Raw genomic sequence first — 15,862 nt, forward strand, 5'->3', positions numbered from 1 at the left:
CGTATACACTGCCAATTCGAGCGGTGTATACACCTCGTTTTGCCCGATTGCCGTATAAGGCAGATCGGTCAACTGAAGCGAACTATCGTTGAGATATCCGATTTCTTCTTCAGGCAAATCTATGCCTGTCCCTGTTCCGAGACCGAACCCTCGACTGTATTGCTCTAGTCGATGAAGCGTCTGTGGACGATCCGTTTTAAGCCATGTGGATGTTCTTTCATTGCCGCGTGGCGGCCACCGGCCGTACCGCAAACTTGCTTGATAAAAATATACGTCACATGATTCTGCAATTGCGTGCGCCATATCGAGTGGATCGTGGCGCGTCCAACAGCGAATGGTCGTGCCATCCGTATTCGGAAGTTTTAGCGCACCGTTGCAGTCAATCGTTTCTTTTAACGTGATCGCGTGCTGATTATACGCAAAGAGTGCTGTTAACGGTTTCATTGTAGAACCAGGAGCAATTGGCGCTTGTGTGACCCAATTTCGCTCGGCCGGTGCAAATCCGTTTTGATACGTTTGATAAGAGATTCCTTGAGAAAACCACTGGGGCTTGTAATACGGATAACTGGCGAGCGCAAGAATTGAACCATCTTGGGGATTCATCGCGATCGCCATGGCGTGATCGATGCCGCGATGCCCGTGAGCTTTTAAATAGTGCACTTGCGCCGCGAGTAGATTTTGAACGGTTCTTTCGTAGGTGTGGCTCAACGTCAGGACAAGATCCGCGCCTTTACTCGCATCGTGACAATCTGGAAGTGCATGCAAAGGGACATTGCGACTGTCCACCTCCATCACGATGCGTCCAGGCTTCCCTCGCAATGCATTGTCATAGTACCCTTCAACGCCAGCCCAGCCAACGCGAGTAGACGGCGGGAAATGTTCCTTCGTCACCAATTGTTCGATGCGGTGTCGCGGGATAGCATTAATATACCCGAGTATGTGGCAGGCAGTATCCGCGTCAGGATAATTGCGAATCGAGTCTGATACGATGCGCACACCGGGCAATTCGGATTGATGTTCGCGGATGTAAGAAACCGCACGCGCAGACACACGACTGGCAACCAGTGTGTGAACACTCCCCGTCCCATCCTCCTTGAGAAGACGAGTGAGTTCTGTACGCGGAACTCGCAAAACGCGCGACAACCTTTTTGCAACCGCATCGATGGGGCGATCCGACCTGGCGTAAATCACACTAAACGACGGTGTGTCATAAGCCATAACATGGCCCATTGCATCCATGATTCTGCCACGCGGTGCAGGCGTTGAAAAGGTGTCAACGCGATTGCGCGCACCCGCCGCGAGATATTCCGCACTCCTGCGACACTGCATATCCCCGAGACGAAAGACTACTATTACGGCAGGCACGATGATGAGAATCCATAGTGCGCGAAACCGTCGTTGACACTCTGCCCACTTTTCATCGTCTTTTGCATCTCGATCCATGCATGCTTCACCTGTGAAGGGATTCCCGTTCCCACCCAGTCCCATAAAACTCGTTTAGAGGATGTACAAAAGAGTTCAGTCCGATTCAAGATGCACCGTCAGCAGTCGCATCATTATAACTGACCTTCTTTTTCTTTAGAAAAGCCTTTCGATATGGTGCATAAAGAAGTAAAACGACAACCATGGAAACGAGTGACGTCTTGCTGGAACTGCGAATCACTTCGTGTAGCGTCGTCCCTGACGCCTCCAAGAGTCTGGCCTCTCCATACGTGACCCACGCAAACAACTCAGACGCAAGCCCTGTCACCAAAATGGCAAGCAGTGCACTCTCTCGCAATACCAGATGCCTAAAATAGCCTGCCAAATAACCGATCAACGCATACGCAAATGCAGTTTCACCAAGAAAACGTCCATAGTCAATATCTTGAATCAAACCAATGCCAAGCCCAAACAACAGGCCCATACGAGGTGTTCGCAAGAGGCCTGTCATGACAAGACCGATGACGACAAGGTTTGGCGCATACTCGGAGAGAATGGGCGCGCGAAAAACCGTCGATTCTAAAACCAAACTCAAGAATAACGCCACGAAAAGAAGGGTTGACCTCATGGAATCACCTGTCCCGCTCCCGGAACAAGAACAAACACGTAATCAATCGCATTAAAGTTAGCGGCAGGAGCAATCACTGCAGATTTCGTAATCCCTGTTCCATCGAGTTGAAAAGATTGAACCTTTCCAATCAAGATGCCACGCGGATACATCGTAGACAACCCTGAAGTGACAACAAGATCCCCGACATGGGCCGTAGTTGACATCTGCGAGATAAACTGCATCAGCAGATCATTTGGCGCAGCCGCATTGCCCGATACAATTCCAAACGTGGCTTGTTTGCCATTGATAATACTCGCGGAAACGCCGTCTGCGCTTGCGCTTGAAGTGAGCAGTGAAACGACGCTGCTCAGATTCGAGGCGGAAGTTACTCTGCCTACCAACGCCCCATTCTGGTTCAGAACAGGCATATCACGCGCAACACCTGCATCTCTTCCTACAGAAATGGTGATATCAGAATCCCACGTGAGTGGACTGCGTCCCGTCACACGGGCCGCAATCAATTTGTATTGTGGATTCGTCGAGCGATATCCCACCATTTGCTGAAGTTGAACGTTCGCCTGTTTGATTTGATCGAGAGAAATCTGGAGTGTCGCATCTTTAGCAGCTAACGCTTGCAATGCGCTATTTTCCTGATAAAGCGCCGTCAAATTTTTAATGCGTGAAAAAAAGGTTTCCACTTGAAACGTCGGCGTATAAAGCCACTCACTCACAATGGACGTCACATCGCGTACAGCACGTTCAGGCCACGATGAGCGAAACGCCCGATTATGAAGTGTGACTGCCGCAACAATAAACAAGACGATCAGTCCGGCAAGAAAGCCGAGCAGTCGACCACCCGAAAAAAGTCTACCCACGACCGCGCCTCTCCCTTACCCTCGGTTATCTGGCCCGTCTACGTTGGCCATACGCCCGGCGATCGCGCAACATTTCGATATTGTCGAGAGCCTTGCCGGTACCAATGGCTACACAATCCAGTGGATTATCCGCGACAAAAACGGGCATTCCTGTCTCTCGCGCCAAATGGCGGTCAAGGTTGCGAAGAAGCGCTCCACCGCCAGTCAGAACGATGCCGCGATCCATGATATCAGCCGCGAGTTCTGGCGGCGATTTTTCAAGCGTAACTTTAACTGCCTCAAGAATACTCGCCACCGTATCATGAAGTGCGCTTGCCATCTCTTGTGCAGTAATAGTCACCGTTTTGGGGAGTCCGGATACCAAATCGCGTCCGCGAATATCGATCTCTTCTCCAGCTTCGTGTTCTAGCGCCGATCCAATTGAAATTTTCAATTCTTCCGCGGTGCGTTCACCCACCATCAAGTTGTAGGTGCGCTTGATGTGATTCATGATCGCCTCATCCATCTCGTCACCTGCTACGCGAATGGAGCGGCTGGTGACAATTCCGCCAAGCGATATGATTGCGACCTCTGTCGTTCCGCCACCAATGTCGACGACCATACTCCCTGTCGGCTCTCCAACCGGCAACCCTGCACCGATTGCAGCGGCCATCGGTTCCTCAATGGTTAGCGCCTCGCGTGCACCTGCCTGCAGTGTTGCATCCAGTACAGCACGGTTTTCGACCGCCGTAATTCCAGACGGAACGCACACAATAACCCTTGGTTTTCCCGCAAAAACTGATTTTTTCTTGAGCGCTTGACGAATAAAGTATTTAAGCATCGTCGTCGTCGTCTCAAAGTCTGCGATGACGCCATCTTTCATCGGACGTACCGCCACAATGTTGCCAGGCGTGCGTCCAATCATTTTTTTTGCCTCTTCACCCACGGCGCGAATACCGCCTGTATCTGTACGCATCGCGACGACTGACGGCTCGCGCAACACGATGCCTCGCCCTTTCATATAAACAAGTGTATTCGCCGTGCCAAGGTCAATGCCCATATCCCGCAAATTACCAAACATCCTGATTAAACGCTCCTTTTTCTATTCCATTTCAATCGCTGCGTCCATGAAACCACGTTCACGCAAGCTTATATATCGTTTGTCACCGATGACAATATGATCCAAAACTTCGATCCCAAGAATGGTACCCGCGCGAACCAAACGTTGCGTCACACTGATATCCTCAGGACTCGGCGTCGGGTCACCTGAAGGATGGTTATGTGCGCAGATAATCGCTGCCGCGCTGCGGCGCAAAGGTGTTTTGAAAATTTCGCGCGGATGAACAATCGAAGCGTTCAAGGACCCTACAGACACCGTCTCTTCTCCGATGATTTGATGCTTCGTGTCGAGGTGTATCGTAAAAAAATGTTCCTTTTTGAGGAAGCGCAGCTTGTCCATTACATAATCTGCCGCATCCTTTGGTGAGCCAATCTTTACGATCGCTTCACCTCCGAGTGCAGAAACCCTGCGCCCCAATTCAATCGCCGCAAGGACGGCAAGCGCTTTTGCATGGCCAACGCCTGGGATTTGACGCAATTCGCGAACGTCCGCTTCCAAGAGTTCTCGAAGCCCTCCCATTTTTGAAAGAAGATCATCCGCTAGATCTAGAGCGGACACACCGCGCCGTCCTGTCCCCAAGAGAAGGGCTAGAAGTTCGCTTGTCGACAGCGACTGCGCGCCACGTTGCACCATTCGTTCTCGTGGTCGCTCGGCAAGCGGCCGATCCATCATCAGTGTACCACGTTCTTGCGCTCTACGCTCGGTCATTCGACATTCCCCCTCTGTAGGAGAAGATTAGAAATTTCTAACCTTGCAAACAGATCGAAGGTCAATGCGAGCGGCAACCCGACCACAGCGTAAAAATCTCCGTGGATTTCCGTAATAAATGGCGCACCGATTCCCTGAATGCTGTAGGCCCCCGCTTTATCCATCGGCTCACCCGTTTTAACATACCACGCAATCTCTTCATCGCGCAGCATGCGCATCGTGACGCGCACGTGCCTAAAGTCACTCACGCTACGATTGGCATTCTCATGAACAAGCGCTACACCTGTATACACATCATGCGTCTTTCCAGCCAATTTGCGCAGCATCGCCTTCGCTTCATCAGCAGACGATGGTTTTCCAAGCGGCTGATTCTCATAAAAGACGAGCGTATCTGCCCCCAATACAATGCAGTCCGTGTGCTTCACAGCGACACTTGCTGCTTTTCCATGCGCAAGCTTCATCACGAGCTCCTGAGGCGGCAGTAGCGTAGAATGTTTTTCTTCATAGTCAGGCGCCACAACTTCGTGTACGATACCCATCTGTGCTAACAAGTGCGTTCGTCTTGGTGAGGTTGAAGCCAAAAGAATTCGGTCCAAACAGGCATCCTCCTGAAACATTCGGTTTTGTCTTTAGTATAAAAGATGAGACACGACACGAACACTCCAATCGGATCCATCTGATATGTACCGTGTGAGTTTTAATCAATTTCACAAAATGATACTTTCTACTCTCACGCGCTCATTTTTTCGTGCACCCTCCTAGTCCCCTGCTAGAATGATGCAATTTGCTGATAGCGAACATACGCTTTTGCCAGTTTCTCAATCACGAGTTCCTGATGATAGATTCCTGCTTGTCCTGGCGCATCCACCGCTTCCCACACCGCCTGCTGAAAACTGAACAGTTGTCGCTTAAAAGCAAGAGGGAGATTGGCACCTGATTTTAAGTATGCAAGATCTCGTTTGATTTGATGTGTCAAATCAAGCAAGGTTTGATGATGCAAGGCAGGTCGTTGCGCAAGTGAAAGCATAAGATCGACATCGAGTACCAACAATTCTTCGGTTCGTGACAGCAAATTTGTAGAAATCTGTCCGGCTCGCACAGTTCTCTGTGGAAGGGTGGATTCACTCACATAAAACGGTACCTCGCGATCATTTAAATAACTCGAAAACGGCGTGCCCTTCGGATTTGCGAGCGTCATCCCCACATAAACCGGAACGGGCTTCAGACTCCCCATGACAGCTTGCACACCACTTTGTGCAAGATCACTGACAGCCGACTGTGCACGCGCATGATTTCCGTACAATCCTGACTGATAGAGATAGACTGACACATTCGGCAAGATAAACGAATGCGTCGCTACCGCCTCTTTAATCCAAACAGAAGAGAGGGACTGCGTAAGTTCCTGAGCGTTTGCTTGCGCTTTGCTCACTGGTAGGCTGTGTAGAAGCGCCGTCAAAAGCGCGCCAAGAAAAAGCCCAATCGCAAGCGCGTACATCATGACATCACCAAACGTTTGCGTCGCGCCACGCGCAGCGTTTGGTCCTTTTGATCTGCGCGTTTTTTTGCGCGCGTTTAAGCGAGAATCCATCGCACTTTTCCTGACGCGACGGCGATCAAAAGTCAAAGAAGAGGCCGCCGTTGCCACTTCACGAATCGCGTGTTCCATAGAATTCTGCGACGTTTCTCGCATCTTTTCAAATCGCCCATCCCGCGTCTTTACATAGGTCCACCGTGCCATCATCGATCACCTTAGTGTTTTGTCATTGCTAGAGTCTATGGCTGATTTCGTGAATCTATGAATGGCATGGAAGGGAGATTGAAACGCATAGAATTGAGAGAAGAGACGCCTGTCCTATAGACGTAAAAACTCATAAGGAGGTTTCGAATGCGCACGGAACCTTTTGTCCTGTTCTCCCTGATTTGCATGATAGCCATCGCTGCATCGACGTTTACCGCACTGTTTCCGAAACTCCGTCTGCCGACCGCCGTCCTGGAGTTGTTGCTCGGCATCTTTCTTGGCAAATCAGGATTGCACACACTTCCTATCCCCTCTTGGTTTCACGACGCCTCTTCGCTCGGATTACTCTATCTCATGTTTTTAGCAGGGCTAGAAATACGGCCGCCGCAAAAAGGAACCCCACAAACGGCACGCGTCCCCTATCTACTCATATTTTCGATGTTTGCACAGACGGCCGCACTCTCGATTCTTGCAGGGCAACTGCTTATTCATCTCGGGTGGTCATCCGATCCCCTGCTCAGCTCATTTATCTTTGCAACGACATCCCTCGGCATTCTGGTGCCAGTCCTACACGAACGTGGACTTTCAGCATCACGATTCGGACAATTAATTCTCCTTACAGCGGTCACCGCAGACATTGCGACTGCGACACTGATCGGCATCGCGCTGCCAACGCGATCATCCGCGTTTAGCATTCCCATGCAATTGATCACCATGACAAGTTTGGGATTCCTTCTCTATTTCGCGAGTCGCATGTTTTTACGTGGCATGCGCAGTCGCGTTCCCATGGCGCGACGCGGTGCGTTTGGCATGCGTGGCGCACTCGCCATTGTCATGGTTTGCGGTGCGACCGCGCGCGTCATCGGCGCAGAATCGATTCTTGCCGGATTTACGGCAGGTCTTGTAGGTTCATGGCTTGCGGGTGATCAGCACAATGCGCTTCGCAGTCGACTTGAGACGCTTGGCTATTCCCTTTTCCTGCCCTTTTTCTTCATCTCAACCGGAATGTCTCTCACCCTGACACACGCGCGTATCGACCGTGTAGCCAGTCATCTTCCACTCTATCTCCTTCTCGCATTCGCCGTCAAAATCATCGGTTCACTCAGCATGCGCTTCCAATTCACATGGCGTGAAACATTTGCGGCAGGAACGCTGCTCTCCACACGCTTTACGCTCGTGATTGCCGTTGCGGCACTCGCCGCACACGCACATCTGATTGGCCAAACCGAAGAAGCGACTTTATTGCTCACAGCGCTTGCAACCGTCATTCTGGCCCCACTCGCTTTTAGCCTTCAAAATCTCTGAGTGTGATTCCCACACGCGAATACAAAAAGGGAACATCCAAATGTGCGATGATCCCTTTTTGTACTCTCTTCATCTGGATTGTCACTTAAGCCTTTTCACCGTTTGCAATTGCAGTCGTTATGGACGCGTCCGTAATTTTATAGTGTGACGTATGCCATATCGCTTTTCCACGTTTAATTAAAATCACTTGGGGTGATGCGTGTCTCACACCGAGTTCATCCGCGAGAGCGAGCGAGAGCGAGCGTGACTCGATGACTTTAACCATTGCAATGGGGATACTCGCATGTTTCCCGTATTCGGTCACCTGACCGAACGCTGCCGCGCTAACGGGTCAGGTTGTACTGTGTTTAAAAAGAAGCATCAAATCTGAATTTTCCGCGATCGCAGTTAACGCATCACGCGTCTCAATTTCAATCATCGATTTCACTCCATAAAAAATCAGGGGAGCCTCGTGGCTCCCTCCGTCTTGCGGCGCTGTCTGAATCTGCATGCACTGTCTCTTGATATCCCCCTACTTACCGAGAATATACACTTGAACGACCTGACGACCATAATCGATCGCCTGAGAGACAGAGTTAAAACACAGATCAATGCGATACCCCTGAATAGCACCGCCCGTATCATCGGCTACACCATAGCCATACCCCGGAATATAAAGTTTCGTTCCGAGTGGAATGATGCTTGGATCTACGGCGATATCCCCATACCCAGCTGGTTGACCCGTAGCGGTTGTACCACCTGGATTGGAGTAGGCAGTGGCAATCATGGTGACGACTTGACTTGTCACAAGCGAAGAGTTGCTGCGCGAACTCACGACAGGAGCTGGCGTCGGCGTCGGTTGCGCCGAACCAACCTCGATGAGTTCAGAAACGGGTCTTCTTACGACCCTGAGGTGACGTACACTGCGCACCAAACGGTTGTTGCGAAAATACTTGGTTACAATCACTTTGTCCAACCCTTTTTGTCCACGGCGCGCTACCACATTCGTGCCAGTGACAAAATTGTTGCTCGATTGACGAACGGTCGTGTAGGCAATCGACTGCATCATCGACTGAACAACCGAACGCCCGCGGATAATACGAACCTTCATGCCTCGTGTTAGTGGAGCACGGAGAGGAACGCTGACTGAATCCTCGGGTCCCAGTTCTATCCTCAGTTCGTGAAGCAAGTCGCCTACGTTATGTACTAACGTATGGACGACTGTAGGACGGTGATTCCCAACGGTCAGGAGAATCGGCAACGCCCTGACGACAACGATCTTCATTCCGTTTTGAAGGAGTGTCGCTCTTGCTGGTTCAACCAAATCATAATCGGCTACATGAACGTGTTGGGATGCGAGATACTTCGCAACAGACTCAGTGGCATACGTGCCGCCCGTCGTCATTTTTCCATCCACGGACACGGTCACCGATCGGTAAGGGCTCATCCCCGTCGTCACGCCAAGCGCTAAAAGCGCGGCGCACGTGGTGGCGATACCTAACCGCATTCGGCGGAACTTCTGCACTGAAACACCTCTTTTCCAGTAGTGTGGCTACGGAAAAGGGTATTGCATTTGACAGCGCCAACTGCCCTAAAGACAATTCGTAGTATAGCGATAGACTGAAAAGAGCACAATGGTTTAATTTGGAAACCACTACGGCAAGAGTGCAGGTTGAGCCATCGGTTGCAAAATCAATGTCGAAAACTGCGATGTGCCTGTGACAGGATTCGTTACAAATCGACGGTCGTACACCAAGACAAGATTTCTCGATGGACTCGCATCGCGAGTATGGTTAATGGTAGTCCCCCCATCGTGAGAAAACACGCCATGACGCTGTTTAGCTCCAGCTTCTAGGATGACATTCTGCGCTTCAATGCCACCATAGAGAGAAAACTTGCCTGATGCATTGGTGATGGAAACTGTGGACGCGCTCGCGAAGAAGGCGTGAAGAATGATAGCCGATTCATCGCCTTTACGTTTAACACGCGTTGGCGAGATTTTAATAGATCCGTTCGAAAAAAGTTCGAGACGTACAGTGTTGCCCTGATCATTACCACGTTGTGCGAGATTCGAAAAATCGCTACTGCCGTTTACAAAAATAGCGTCGTCTGCATTTAAGTTGCCTTGTACGATGAGTTTTCCAGTGACATAGATCGGTTTGCGAAAGGTTACCGTCGTCCCTTTGGAAATGATAAGGTTGCCTTGCACATACAAGGGCTGATCGATCGTAAACTTGCGAGAGCGTGTTTTCACTCCGTCGGATGATACAATAAACCGATCACGCAATGAATTCGATACCTCGTGTGCGTGTCCCAGATAAAGTACATCAGCTTCCGAAGTAAGTTTGGCTGCTTCCTGTTGAATGATAGATAAAACGGACGGTGGAGAAAAGGATGGAAATGAATTCACCTGCGTGACCCCTGCAAAATACTTTGGGAGGGTTGATACTGAAAGAGGAACCTCTATCGCTTCATTTAATAAATCCACTTGCTTGCCCACCGCGAGGGAGTACGGAGCAGCTAGGTACGGCAAAGCAGACGACATACTTTGCTTTAAATACAGTGTACCTCCCACTGCCACATTTCCTTCTAATTCCGGTCCCCCAGTGATGTTCAGGTTGCCTGGCGTATAGATTACATCATCGAGCGAAGGGAGCATTCCAGAAAAGGAAACCGTGCCTTGTAACGTATTTGACATATTGCCAGAATACCCTGTCACCTTAAGCTCCATCTGGTCAAAGATGACAGAAGATACGTTTGCTGAAAGTGAGCGTGGTCCATAGGCGATGGTTAGATGAAATTCACGTTGCTCCGTGTTGATCTGACTCGCCCAACTCATCCATGTCGACTCAACCGCCAGAAGGTTTGCGCGCGCGACAGATAGGGATGGAAAATTACCGTTTGTTGACACCGCATTCCACAATGTTTGCAATTCGTGATACGCTGATAGATATCCACTGCGCGCATTCGATAGCGCTTGTTCATGGTTCTTCAATTGATTTGAATACATCATCTGTTGAACTGTCAGACCGAAAAACGCGGTCAAGAGAACGGTTAACATGACGATCGAAACGAGTACTGCCAAAAAGGTCGATCCTTCTTCGTGATACGTTGAACGATCCATCTAATACCCACCCCCTGCCACATATTGCACGTTTTGCATCACATGAAACGCCTCTGAAGTGCCAATTGCCGTCGCATTCAGGTGAAAAACGACGATATTTTGTTGAACTGTCATCGATGAATTCCGAAAATTTACATACGGGGTATTCCACGTCACACGTTTGATTTGCACTCCAGATGAATTGAATGCGGTCTCTTGAAATGTGTTCTGTCCATCAGGCAATCGAATCAATTGAAGATCCACCGTGTCACCATAGACATCAGTGCCTATCAATACACCCGAAGCGTTCACATGTGCTGATCCGAAGGTCATGTTTTGAACGAATTGTTGCAGATCAGTCTCCACTAATTCCAGGCTTGTATAGACGTGTTGTCGAGATACGACTTCGTTGAAACTAGCGGTTTCAAATGAAAAAATATAGATGATAAAACCCAGAATCACAGTCGAAATGACGAGTGCAGCAAGGAGTTCAAGCAGCGTCGTCCCACGCTCTAAACCGTCAAGAAGATGAAAATCGGCGATCTTCTGATGGTCGATCATCTTGTAAAAAGTTGTTTTAATGTTACCCTTTCTGTGACATCGGTTCCACGAAATGTTGTCACCCACGAGACGGTCACCTCCACATCTACTAATCCGTTTGCATAGCGAGGTTCTGTCGACGTAAGGTTTAACAGAGAAAGATGGTATGTCGTTCCGTCGTACATTAGCGTCTTTGGTTCAGTTGTATTCAGTGTAACAAGCGCTCCTTGTTGTGCCATAACGGTAAATTGTTGATTGGCGAGCATCGACGCCTGCTGTTCTTGCACAGACAAGTGTTCATAAAAAAGAAAAGAGGAAAGAACCATGAGAAGCACCGTAGAAAAAATCGCAAGTACGACAACACTCGCCAATGTTTCCAGCAGCGTGAGTCCATCTTGACGCAATGGTACGCTCGCCGTTTTGCGACCACAAACATCTCGCTTAAGCTGCATAGGGCACAACACACGTAAAATTCAATTGAGAAGCGCCGTTCGCTGAAAGGGATAGATTTACCGATGAAATTCCGGTAATCCACGGTGCCATTTGCACGTCTTGAATAAACTGTAGAAGTTGTGAGCGCTGTCCTGCGAGAGATAATTGCATCGCGAGATCAGACACGGCAGCCGATGCTCCGGAAAACCCAGCGTTCGCTGATGAGATTGGTGCGCTCGATGTCGTAGAAAACGACACATTCAAGATATGCGCGTGGGTCTCTCCGGCAATTTTGTGAAAAAGCTGCAGCCAGGTTGTCTGCGCATTTCCTGTTTCCAAACGTTTTTCGAGCCCGCCTGATTGACGATCCTGTTTCAGCAATTGGCTCTGCTGAGCGACTTGTACAGATAGAATCTCAACCTGACTCTGAAGGGCTGTAATCATCTGATCATTATGAGTTACGCGCATCTGTGTCAAGCTATAAATACCGAGTAAGAGTGCCATGATGATGAACACAAAAATAAGATTGCGCGTTGATCGATTACGTAGGATCACAGAAGAACCGCACCTCCCTTGACTTGAACCGTCATTGTGAATGAAAAACCGGAAGACTGAAGAGATGTTACCGATTGCGTAAACGTTGACTGAATCGAGCGCAGGGTATTGAGTTTTAATTCGAATTGGGCAATTTCCAAAAGCGTTAATGCATTTCCTGAGATGATCAGCGTGTTCCCATTTAAGGACAGTGTGCTCAAACTTGTCCCCGCCGGAAGGATACTCATTACTTCCGAGATGAGCCTCTGAACCATCCACTGTGAACCAACAGACTGAGCCAATTGAGAATTTGCGACATACATTTGCAGTTTTCCGTTTAAAGCATTTTGCTCTTGAAGAAGAGCGGATTGCTGAAAACGAATGGATTTCAGCGTTTGTTGCTCTGTGGTTAGTTGTGATTGATCGATTACGGTCACCGCTGCGGCGATTGCCGAAACACCTAGCAATAGGGTAATTAGCACACTGTTCACAAGGTATCGCGAACGCTCCCACATTGTTCGCCGCGGGAGAAGGTTGATATTCAACGCACGCCCTCCTTGATTGCGAGGCCAAGCGAAACAAACTCTGACACCGGTGTTTGATTCATGATTTGTCGAAAATCATTCGACGATTCGCTTTTCCTGTACGCTGATAAATCGTAAAACGTCGATTCGCCACGGTTCGTCAGTATTTGTTTGAACAGATCGTGCACGTGGAGCTGAGAATAGAAAAGATATACATTTTTTTGTAAAAATAAACCGGGAAACGACATTTGGAAAAAATTTAAAATACGCTCAATCTCAGAAGTGAGCATTTGTGCAAATTGAGTGGAAGAGAAATCTGTTTGCACGTCACTTACAAGTTCTAAATTTCGATAAAAGTAGAGAAATCCCTGTCGAAAAATGCTGATCGATAAATCTTCTTTTTCGACGTGAATCAACGTATAAAAACATGGTTCAACACAGGTTTTTGAGATTAAGCGATACAGAGCGAGAGGCGGAATATCAACCGCAATCGGCTGCAACTGTGCGCGTTTTGCCAATTCGACCGCCCGGTTGACGTGTTCGCGTGGCGCAGCGATCAAACTGATTGCCGTCAACTTCGGATCGATCTCCGTGAGTGGAGGAACTACAACCGCGTCAAACAGGGCATCCTCAAACGGCAGATGAATCGAAAGACCCAACTCATTTTGGATCATCGATTTGAGGTACTGATCAGGAACGGTGGGAACCGTCACATAGCGTACGATAAACTGGTGATTTGCAAGACCAATTACCGTTTTTACGCCCTGAAAACCGTTCCCCTTCATCACCTTACCCAAATCTCGGGTCTGTGTTGAATCTCCCGATGTCTCATCGATGTCTTCGCTATTTCTTTGTTCGTTACTTCCTAGCCGCGTTACATTGCTTCGCGTGTGCCTAATGGCTGTCCACCGAAAGCTACGCGCTTCAAGGTACAAACCTACTCGCGTCCTTGCCATGGTGCACATCCCATTTCTATGATCGATAAAATCCTTTAGGGCAGAAATACTGCCCTGTGCGATTAATTCGCTCCACTTCCAGCATCGGACACATTGGATATTGAAAGTGAACTTGCCGTTGTACCTAGTAGCGTGCCAGACGTCGTTGTACCTGAGTTTGCGCTCGTCGACGCTACCGTTTGCGGTACTGAATTCTTATTTGTAACGTACAAGGCTGGATCTCCGGTAGCGAGCGTCGTCGACGGAGTCCCGATAATCGTTACGGTTCCAGACACGGCTGCCTGCGTCGCCAACACGAACGAGTGACCGTGCGTTGAGTAGCCGTAGAAGAAATCATCGCTCCACGCGTCTTGAGGCAGTGACTGCATATAGGGGCCCCCAAACGTAGTCGACGACCCTGACGCTATGGTACCGGACGTGAGAAGCGACGCCAACGTGGCTGTGCCAGATGGCATTGGATAAACGCCGTCATTGTACGCGGCATAGCGATCGAGCGCTTCTGTAATGATGGCCATGTCCTGTTTTGTTGTGTTCACTTTCGCCTGAACGATCGAATTTAGGACGACCGGAATCGCAATCGCCGCAATGATCGCGAGAATAACAACAACCGCCAACAATTCAATAAGGGTGACACCCTTTTCTCCTGCGGATGATGCGAATTTCCGAAACTTCCTATGAAGAGATTTCATGAATGACCTTCCTTTCAAATGGGGTGTATCAACTGAATCAAATGAATTCCACTATGACGCGTGTGCCACGCATCCCCCCCCTCAAGATCAATTTTTTATTGAAGCGTACCCACCTGCTGATAAATGGAAAACATCGGGAGAATGACAGACGTTACGATTGTTCCAACGATCACGGCGAGAAAGAGCACCGTGAGAGGCTCAATGAACGCCTTCAATCGATCAACCATTGCTTCCGTCTCTGCCTCGTAAAAGTCAGCCACCTTCGAGAGCATCGATTCCAAATTCCCAGTCTCTTCCCCTACGCGAACCATGTGAATGAACATCGGTGGAAACAAACGATTTTCTGCGAGCGGCTCAGATAACGCTTGCCCGCGCGCCAGACTGTCTGAACTGTTTTTCAGTGCTCGCGCAATCACTTCATTATCTAGAATATCGGACGTAAGTTGAATGCTTTGCAGCACAGGCACTGCGCTCGAAAAAAGTGTACTCAGCGTACGCCCTATCTTTGCCAACGACGATTTCACCAGAAGATCGCCAAACACTGGAACGCGAAACAAAACAGAGTCTCTCACATAGCGCCCGCGCGGTTTGCGCATCGCTCTCCGATAGAAGAAGATTACGATCGCCAGCAAAAACAGCAGTAGATACCCGTCACCCCTTAAAAACAGAGAGACATTCAAAACGATTCGTGTCGCAAGCGGCAACTTCATATGATAGTTTTGAAACAGACCGACAAATGTTGGAATCATTCCTACAAGCAAAAAAATGGACACGCCAATTGAAACGATGCCAACGAGAATGGGATACGTCATGGCCGATTTCATTTTTTCCGAAGTATAGTGTTCCTTTTCAAAAAAAACAGCCAATCGCTCCAAAACAATGTCAAGTGTACCAGATATCTCGCCTGCGCGGATCATATTAATAAATAGGGGAGAGAAAATGTCTCGGTGTTCGGATGCCGCTTGAGAAAGTTGATTTCCTTTTTGAATTTCAAGCGTCATCGCTTGAAGAGTCTTTGCAAACGTGCGATTTGATGTCTGCTCAGAAAGAATACGAATCGACTCAGAAAGAATAACACCTGCGCGGGTGAGCGCAGAGAGTTGCCGAACAAATACGGCCATCTCTCCACTTTTCACCTTTTTTCCAATTCGAATTTCCGCTTTGAGCGCCCATGTTAGGAGAGAGGACGCAGCGCCGAATCGCTGTGCACGCTCGTGAATGCGCAGAACGATGAGCCCGCGCTCCCGCAACATGCGCACTGCCTCACTCTGATTGGAAGCCGTTACACGCCCCTTCTGAACGTTACCATCTGGCGCCATCACCTGATACGCATACTCCATGCAATTCC

At 49.2% G+C, this 15,862-nt stretch carries 18 protein-coding genes and 1 pseudogene; 1 reads left to right on the forward strand and 18 read right to left on the reverse strand.

Annotated elements, in window-relative coordinates:
• The 7 genes from AYW79_RS07835 to AYW79_RS07865 form a co-directional block, all read right to left on the reverse strand.
• Positions 1 to 1,443: peptidoglycan D,D-transpeptidase FtsI family protein (locus tag AYW79_RS07835; RefSeq protein WP_067564169.1), on the reverse strand; the 1,443-nt coding region annotated here is incomplete at its 3' end.
• An 85-nt stretch (positions 1,444 to 1,528) separates the two neighbouring features.
• The gene (mreD, locus tag AYW79_RS07840) at positions 1,529 to 2,050 is read right to left on the reverse strand and encodes a rod shape-determining protein MreD (protein WP_067564171.1); all 522 of its coding nucleotides are present in this window, start codon (positions 2,048 to 2,050) and stop codon (positions 1,529 to 1,531) included.
• Complete coding sequence (gene mreC / locus AYW79_RS07845) at positions 2,047 to 2,907, reverse strand: rod shape-determining protein MreC (RefSeq protein ID WP_067564174.1); 861 nt, start codon at positions 2,905 to 2,907, stop codon at positions 2,047 to 2,049. Before mreC ends, mreD begins: the two co-directional genes overlap by 4 nt.
• A 25-nt stretch (positions 2,908 to 2,932) precedes the next feature.
• Positions 2,933 to 3,967, reverse strand: a complete 1,035-nt coding sequence (locus tag AYW79_RS07850; protein ID WP_067564177.1) for a rod shape-determining protein — start codon at positions 3,965 to 3,967, stop codon at positions 2,933 to 2,935.
• A 21-nt stretch (positions 3,968 to 3,988) separates the two neighbouring features.
• Entirely contained in the window at positions 3,989 to 4,714 is a 726-nt protein-coding gene (gene radC, locus AYW79_RS07855) for a RadC family protein (RefSeq protein ID WP_079290208.1), read from the reverse strand.
• The gene (locus AYW79_RS07860; RefSeq protein ID WP_067564180.1) at positions 4,711 to 5,310 is read right to left on the reverse strand and encodes a Maf family protein; all 600 of its coding nucleotides are present in this window, start codon (positions 5,308 to 5,310) and stop codon (positions 4,711 to 4,713) included. The genes radC and AYW79_RS07860 overlap by 4 nt, the downstream gene beginning before the upstream one ends.
• Positions 5,311 to 5,483: 173 nt before the next feature.
• Positions 5,484 to 6,452, reverse strand: coding sequence for a hypothetical protein (locus AYW79_RS07865; RefSeq protein ID WP_067564183.1), 969 nt, complete (start codon positions 6,450 to 6,452; stop codon positions 5,484 to 5,486).
• Positions 6,453 to 6,599: 147 nt separating this feature from the next.
• Here AYW79_RS07865 and AYW79_RS07870 point away from each other — a divergent pair, with 147 nt between their 5' ends.
• Complete coding sequence (locus AYW79_RS07870) at positions 6,600 to 7,757, forward strand: cation:proton antiporter (RefSeq protein ID WP_067564185.1); 1,158 nt, start codon at positions 6,600 to 6,602, stop codon at positions 7,755 to 7,757.
• Between the two features lie 85 nt (positions 7,758 to 7,842).
• Here the strand turns inward: AYW79_RS07870 and AYW79_RS15520 are convergent.
• From AYW79_RS15520 to AYW79_RS07915, 11 genes and pseudogenes are all read right to left on the reverse strand, one after another.
• Positions 7,843 to 8,076: pseudogene (locus AYW79_RS15520) on the reverse strand (monothiol bacilliredoxin BrxC family protein); the annotation flags it as partial.
• A 12-nt stretch (positions 8,077 to 8,088) separates the two neighbouring features.
• Complete coding sequence (locus AYW79_RS15525) at positions 8,089 to 8,247, reverse strand: thioredoxin domain-containing protein (RefSeq protein WP_156481826.1); 159 nt, start codon at positions 8,245 to 8,247, stop codon at positions 8,089 to 8,091.
• A 21-nt stretch (positions 8,248 to 8,268) separates the two neighbouring features.
• Entirely contained in the window at positions 8,269 to 9,261 is a 993-nt protein-coding gene (locus AYW79_RS07875; protein WP_067953043.1) for a 3D domain-containing protein, read from the reverse strand.
• Between the two features lie 129 nt (positions 9,262 to 9,390).
• On the reverse strand, positions 9,391 to 10,860 hold the full coding sequence (locus AYW79_RS07880; RefSeq protein ID WP_067564190.1) for a hypothetical protein: 1,470 nt from the start codon (positions 10,858 to 10,860) through the stop codon (positions 9,391 to 9,393).
• On the reverse strand, positions 10,861 to 11,400 hold the full coding sequence (locus tag AYW79_RS07885; RefSeq protein WP_067564193.1) for a hypothetical protein: 540 nt from the start codon (positions 11,398 to 11,400) through the stop codon (positions 10,861 to 10,863). It lies immediately after the preceding gene.
• Complete coding sequence (locus tag AYW79_RS07890; protein ID WP_067564196.1) at positions 11,397 to 11,831, reverse strand: type IV pilus modification PilV family protein; 435 nt, start codon at positions 11,829 to 11,831, stop codon at positions 11,397 to 11,399. The genes AYW79_RS07885 and AYW79_RS07890 overlap by 4 nt, the downstream gene beginning before the upstream one ends.
• Positions 11,821 to 12,366, reverse strand: coding sequence for a hypothetical protein (locus tag AYW79_RS07895; RefSeq protein WP_067564198.1), 546 nt, complete (start codon positions 12,364 to 12,366; stop codon positions 11,821 to 11,823). Before AYW79_RS07895 ends, AYW79_RS07890 begins: the two co-directional genes overlap by 11 nt.
• On the reverse strand, positions 12,363 to 12,890 hold the full coding sequence (locus tag AYW79_RS07900) for a PilN domain-containing protein (RefSeq protein WP_067564201.1): 528 nt from the start codon (positions 12,888 to 12,890) through the stop codon (positions 12,363 to 12,365). The genes AYW79_RS07895 and AYW79_RS07900 overlap by 4 nt, the downstream gene beginning before the upstream one ends.
• Positions 12,887 to 13,825 carry a type IV pilus biogenesis protein PilM gene (gene pilM / locus AYW79_RS07905; RefSeq protein WP_143216150.1) on the reverse strand — a complete coding sequence of 313 codons (939 nt, stop codon included), beginning with the start codon at positions 13,823 to 13,825 and terminating at the stop codon, positions 12,887 to 12,889. The genes AYW79_RS07900 and pilM overlap by 4 nt, the downstream gene beginning before the upstream one ends.
• Positions 13,826 to 13,887: 62 nt before the next feature.
• Positions 13,888 to 14,514, reverse strand: a complete 627-nt coding sequence (locus AYW79_RS07910) for a type II secretion system protein GspG (RefSeq protein WP_067564207.1) — start codon at positions 14,512 to 14,514, stop codon at positions 13,888 to 13,890.
• 95 nt (positions 14,515 to 14,609) lie between these two features.
• Positions 14,610 to 15,854: a type II secretion system F family protein gene (locus AYW79_RS07915; RefSeq protein WP_067564210.1), complete on the reverse strand. Its 1,245-nt coding sequence runs from the start codon at positions 15,852 to 15,854 to the stop codon at positions 14,610 to 14,612.
• Between the last annotated feature and the right edge of the window lie 8 nt (positions 15,855 to 15,862).

The sequence above is a fragment of the Ferroacidibacillus organovorans genome (genome assembly GCF_001642725.1).
GTDB classification, from domain to species: domain Bacteria; phylum Bacillota; class Bacilli; order Alicyclobacillales; family SLC66; genus Ferroacidibacillus; species Ferroacidibacillus organovorans.

What these genes read in the sequence shown, in the direction of transcription:
- mreD (WP_067564171.1), bottom strand. Translation starts at nt 2,050, where the DNA reads ATGAGGTCAACCCTTCTTTTCGTGGCGTTATTCTTGAGTTTGGTTTTA.
- AYW79_RS07850 (WP_067564177.1), bottom strand. Translation starts at nt 3,967, where the DNA reads ATGTTTGGTAATTTGCGGGATATGGGCATTGACCTTGGCACGGCGAAT.
- radC (WP_079290208.1), bottom strand. Translation starts at nt 4,714, where the DNA reads ATGACCGAGCGTAGAGCGCAAGAACGTGGTACACTGATGATGGATCGG.
- AYW79_RS07865 (WP_067564183.1), bottom strand. Translation starts at nt 6,452, where the DNA reads ATGGCACGGTGGACCTATGTAAAGACGCGGGATGGGCGATTTGAAAAG.
- AYW79_RS07870 (WP_067564185.1), top strand. Translation starts at nt 6,600, where the DNA reads ATGCGCACGGAACCTTTTGTCCTGTTCTCCCTGATTTGCATGATAGCC.
- AYW79_RS15525 (WP_156481826.1), bottom strand. Translation starts at nt 8,247, where the DNA reads ATGCAGATTCAGACAGCGCCGCAAGACGGAGGGAGCCACGAGGCTCCC.
- AYW79_RS07880 (WP_067564190.1), bottom strand. Translation starts at nt 10,860, where the DNA reads ATGGATCGTTCAACGTATCACGAAGAAGGATCGACCTTTTTGGCAGTA.
- AYW79_RS07885 (WP_067564193.1), bottom strand. Translation starts at nt 11,400, where the DNA reads ATGATCGACCATCAGAAGATCGCCGATTTTCATCTTCTTGACGGTTTA.
- AYW79_RS07890 (WP_067564196.1), bottom strand. Translation starts at nt 11,831, where the DNA reads ATGCAGCTTAAGCGAGATGTTTGTGGTCGCAAAACGGCGAGCGTACCA.
- pilM (WP_143216150.1), bottom strand. Translation starts at nt 13,825, where the DNA reads ATGGCAAGGACGCGAGTAGGTTTGTACCTTGAAGCGCGTAGCTTTCGG.
- AYW79_RS07910 (WP_067564207.1), bottom strand. Translation starts at nt 14,514, where the DNA reads ATGAAATCTCTTCATAGGAAGTTTCGGAAATTCGCATCATCCGCAGGA.
- AYW79_RS07915 (WP_067564210.1), bottom strand. Translation starts at nt 15,854, where the DNA reads ATGGAGTATGCGTATCAGGTGATGGCGCCAGATGGTAACGTTCAGAAG.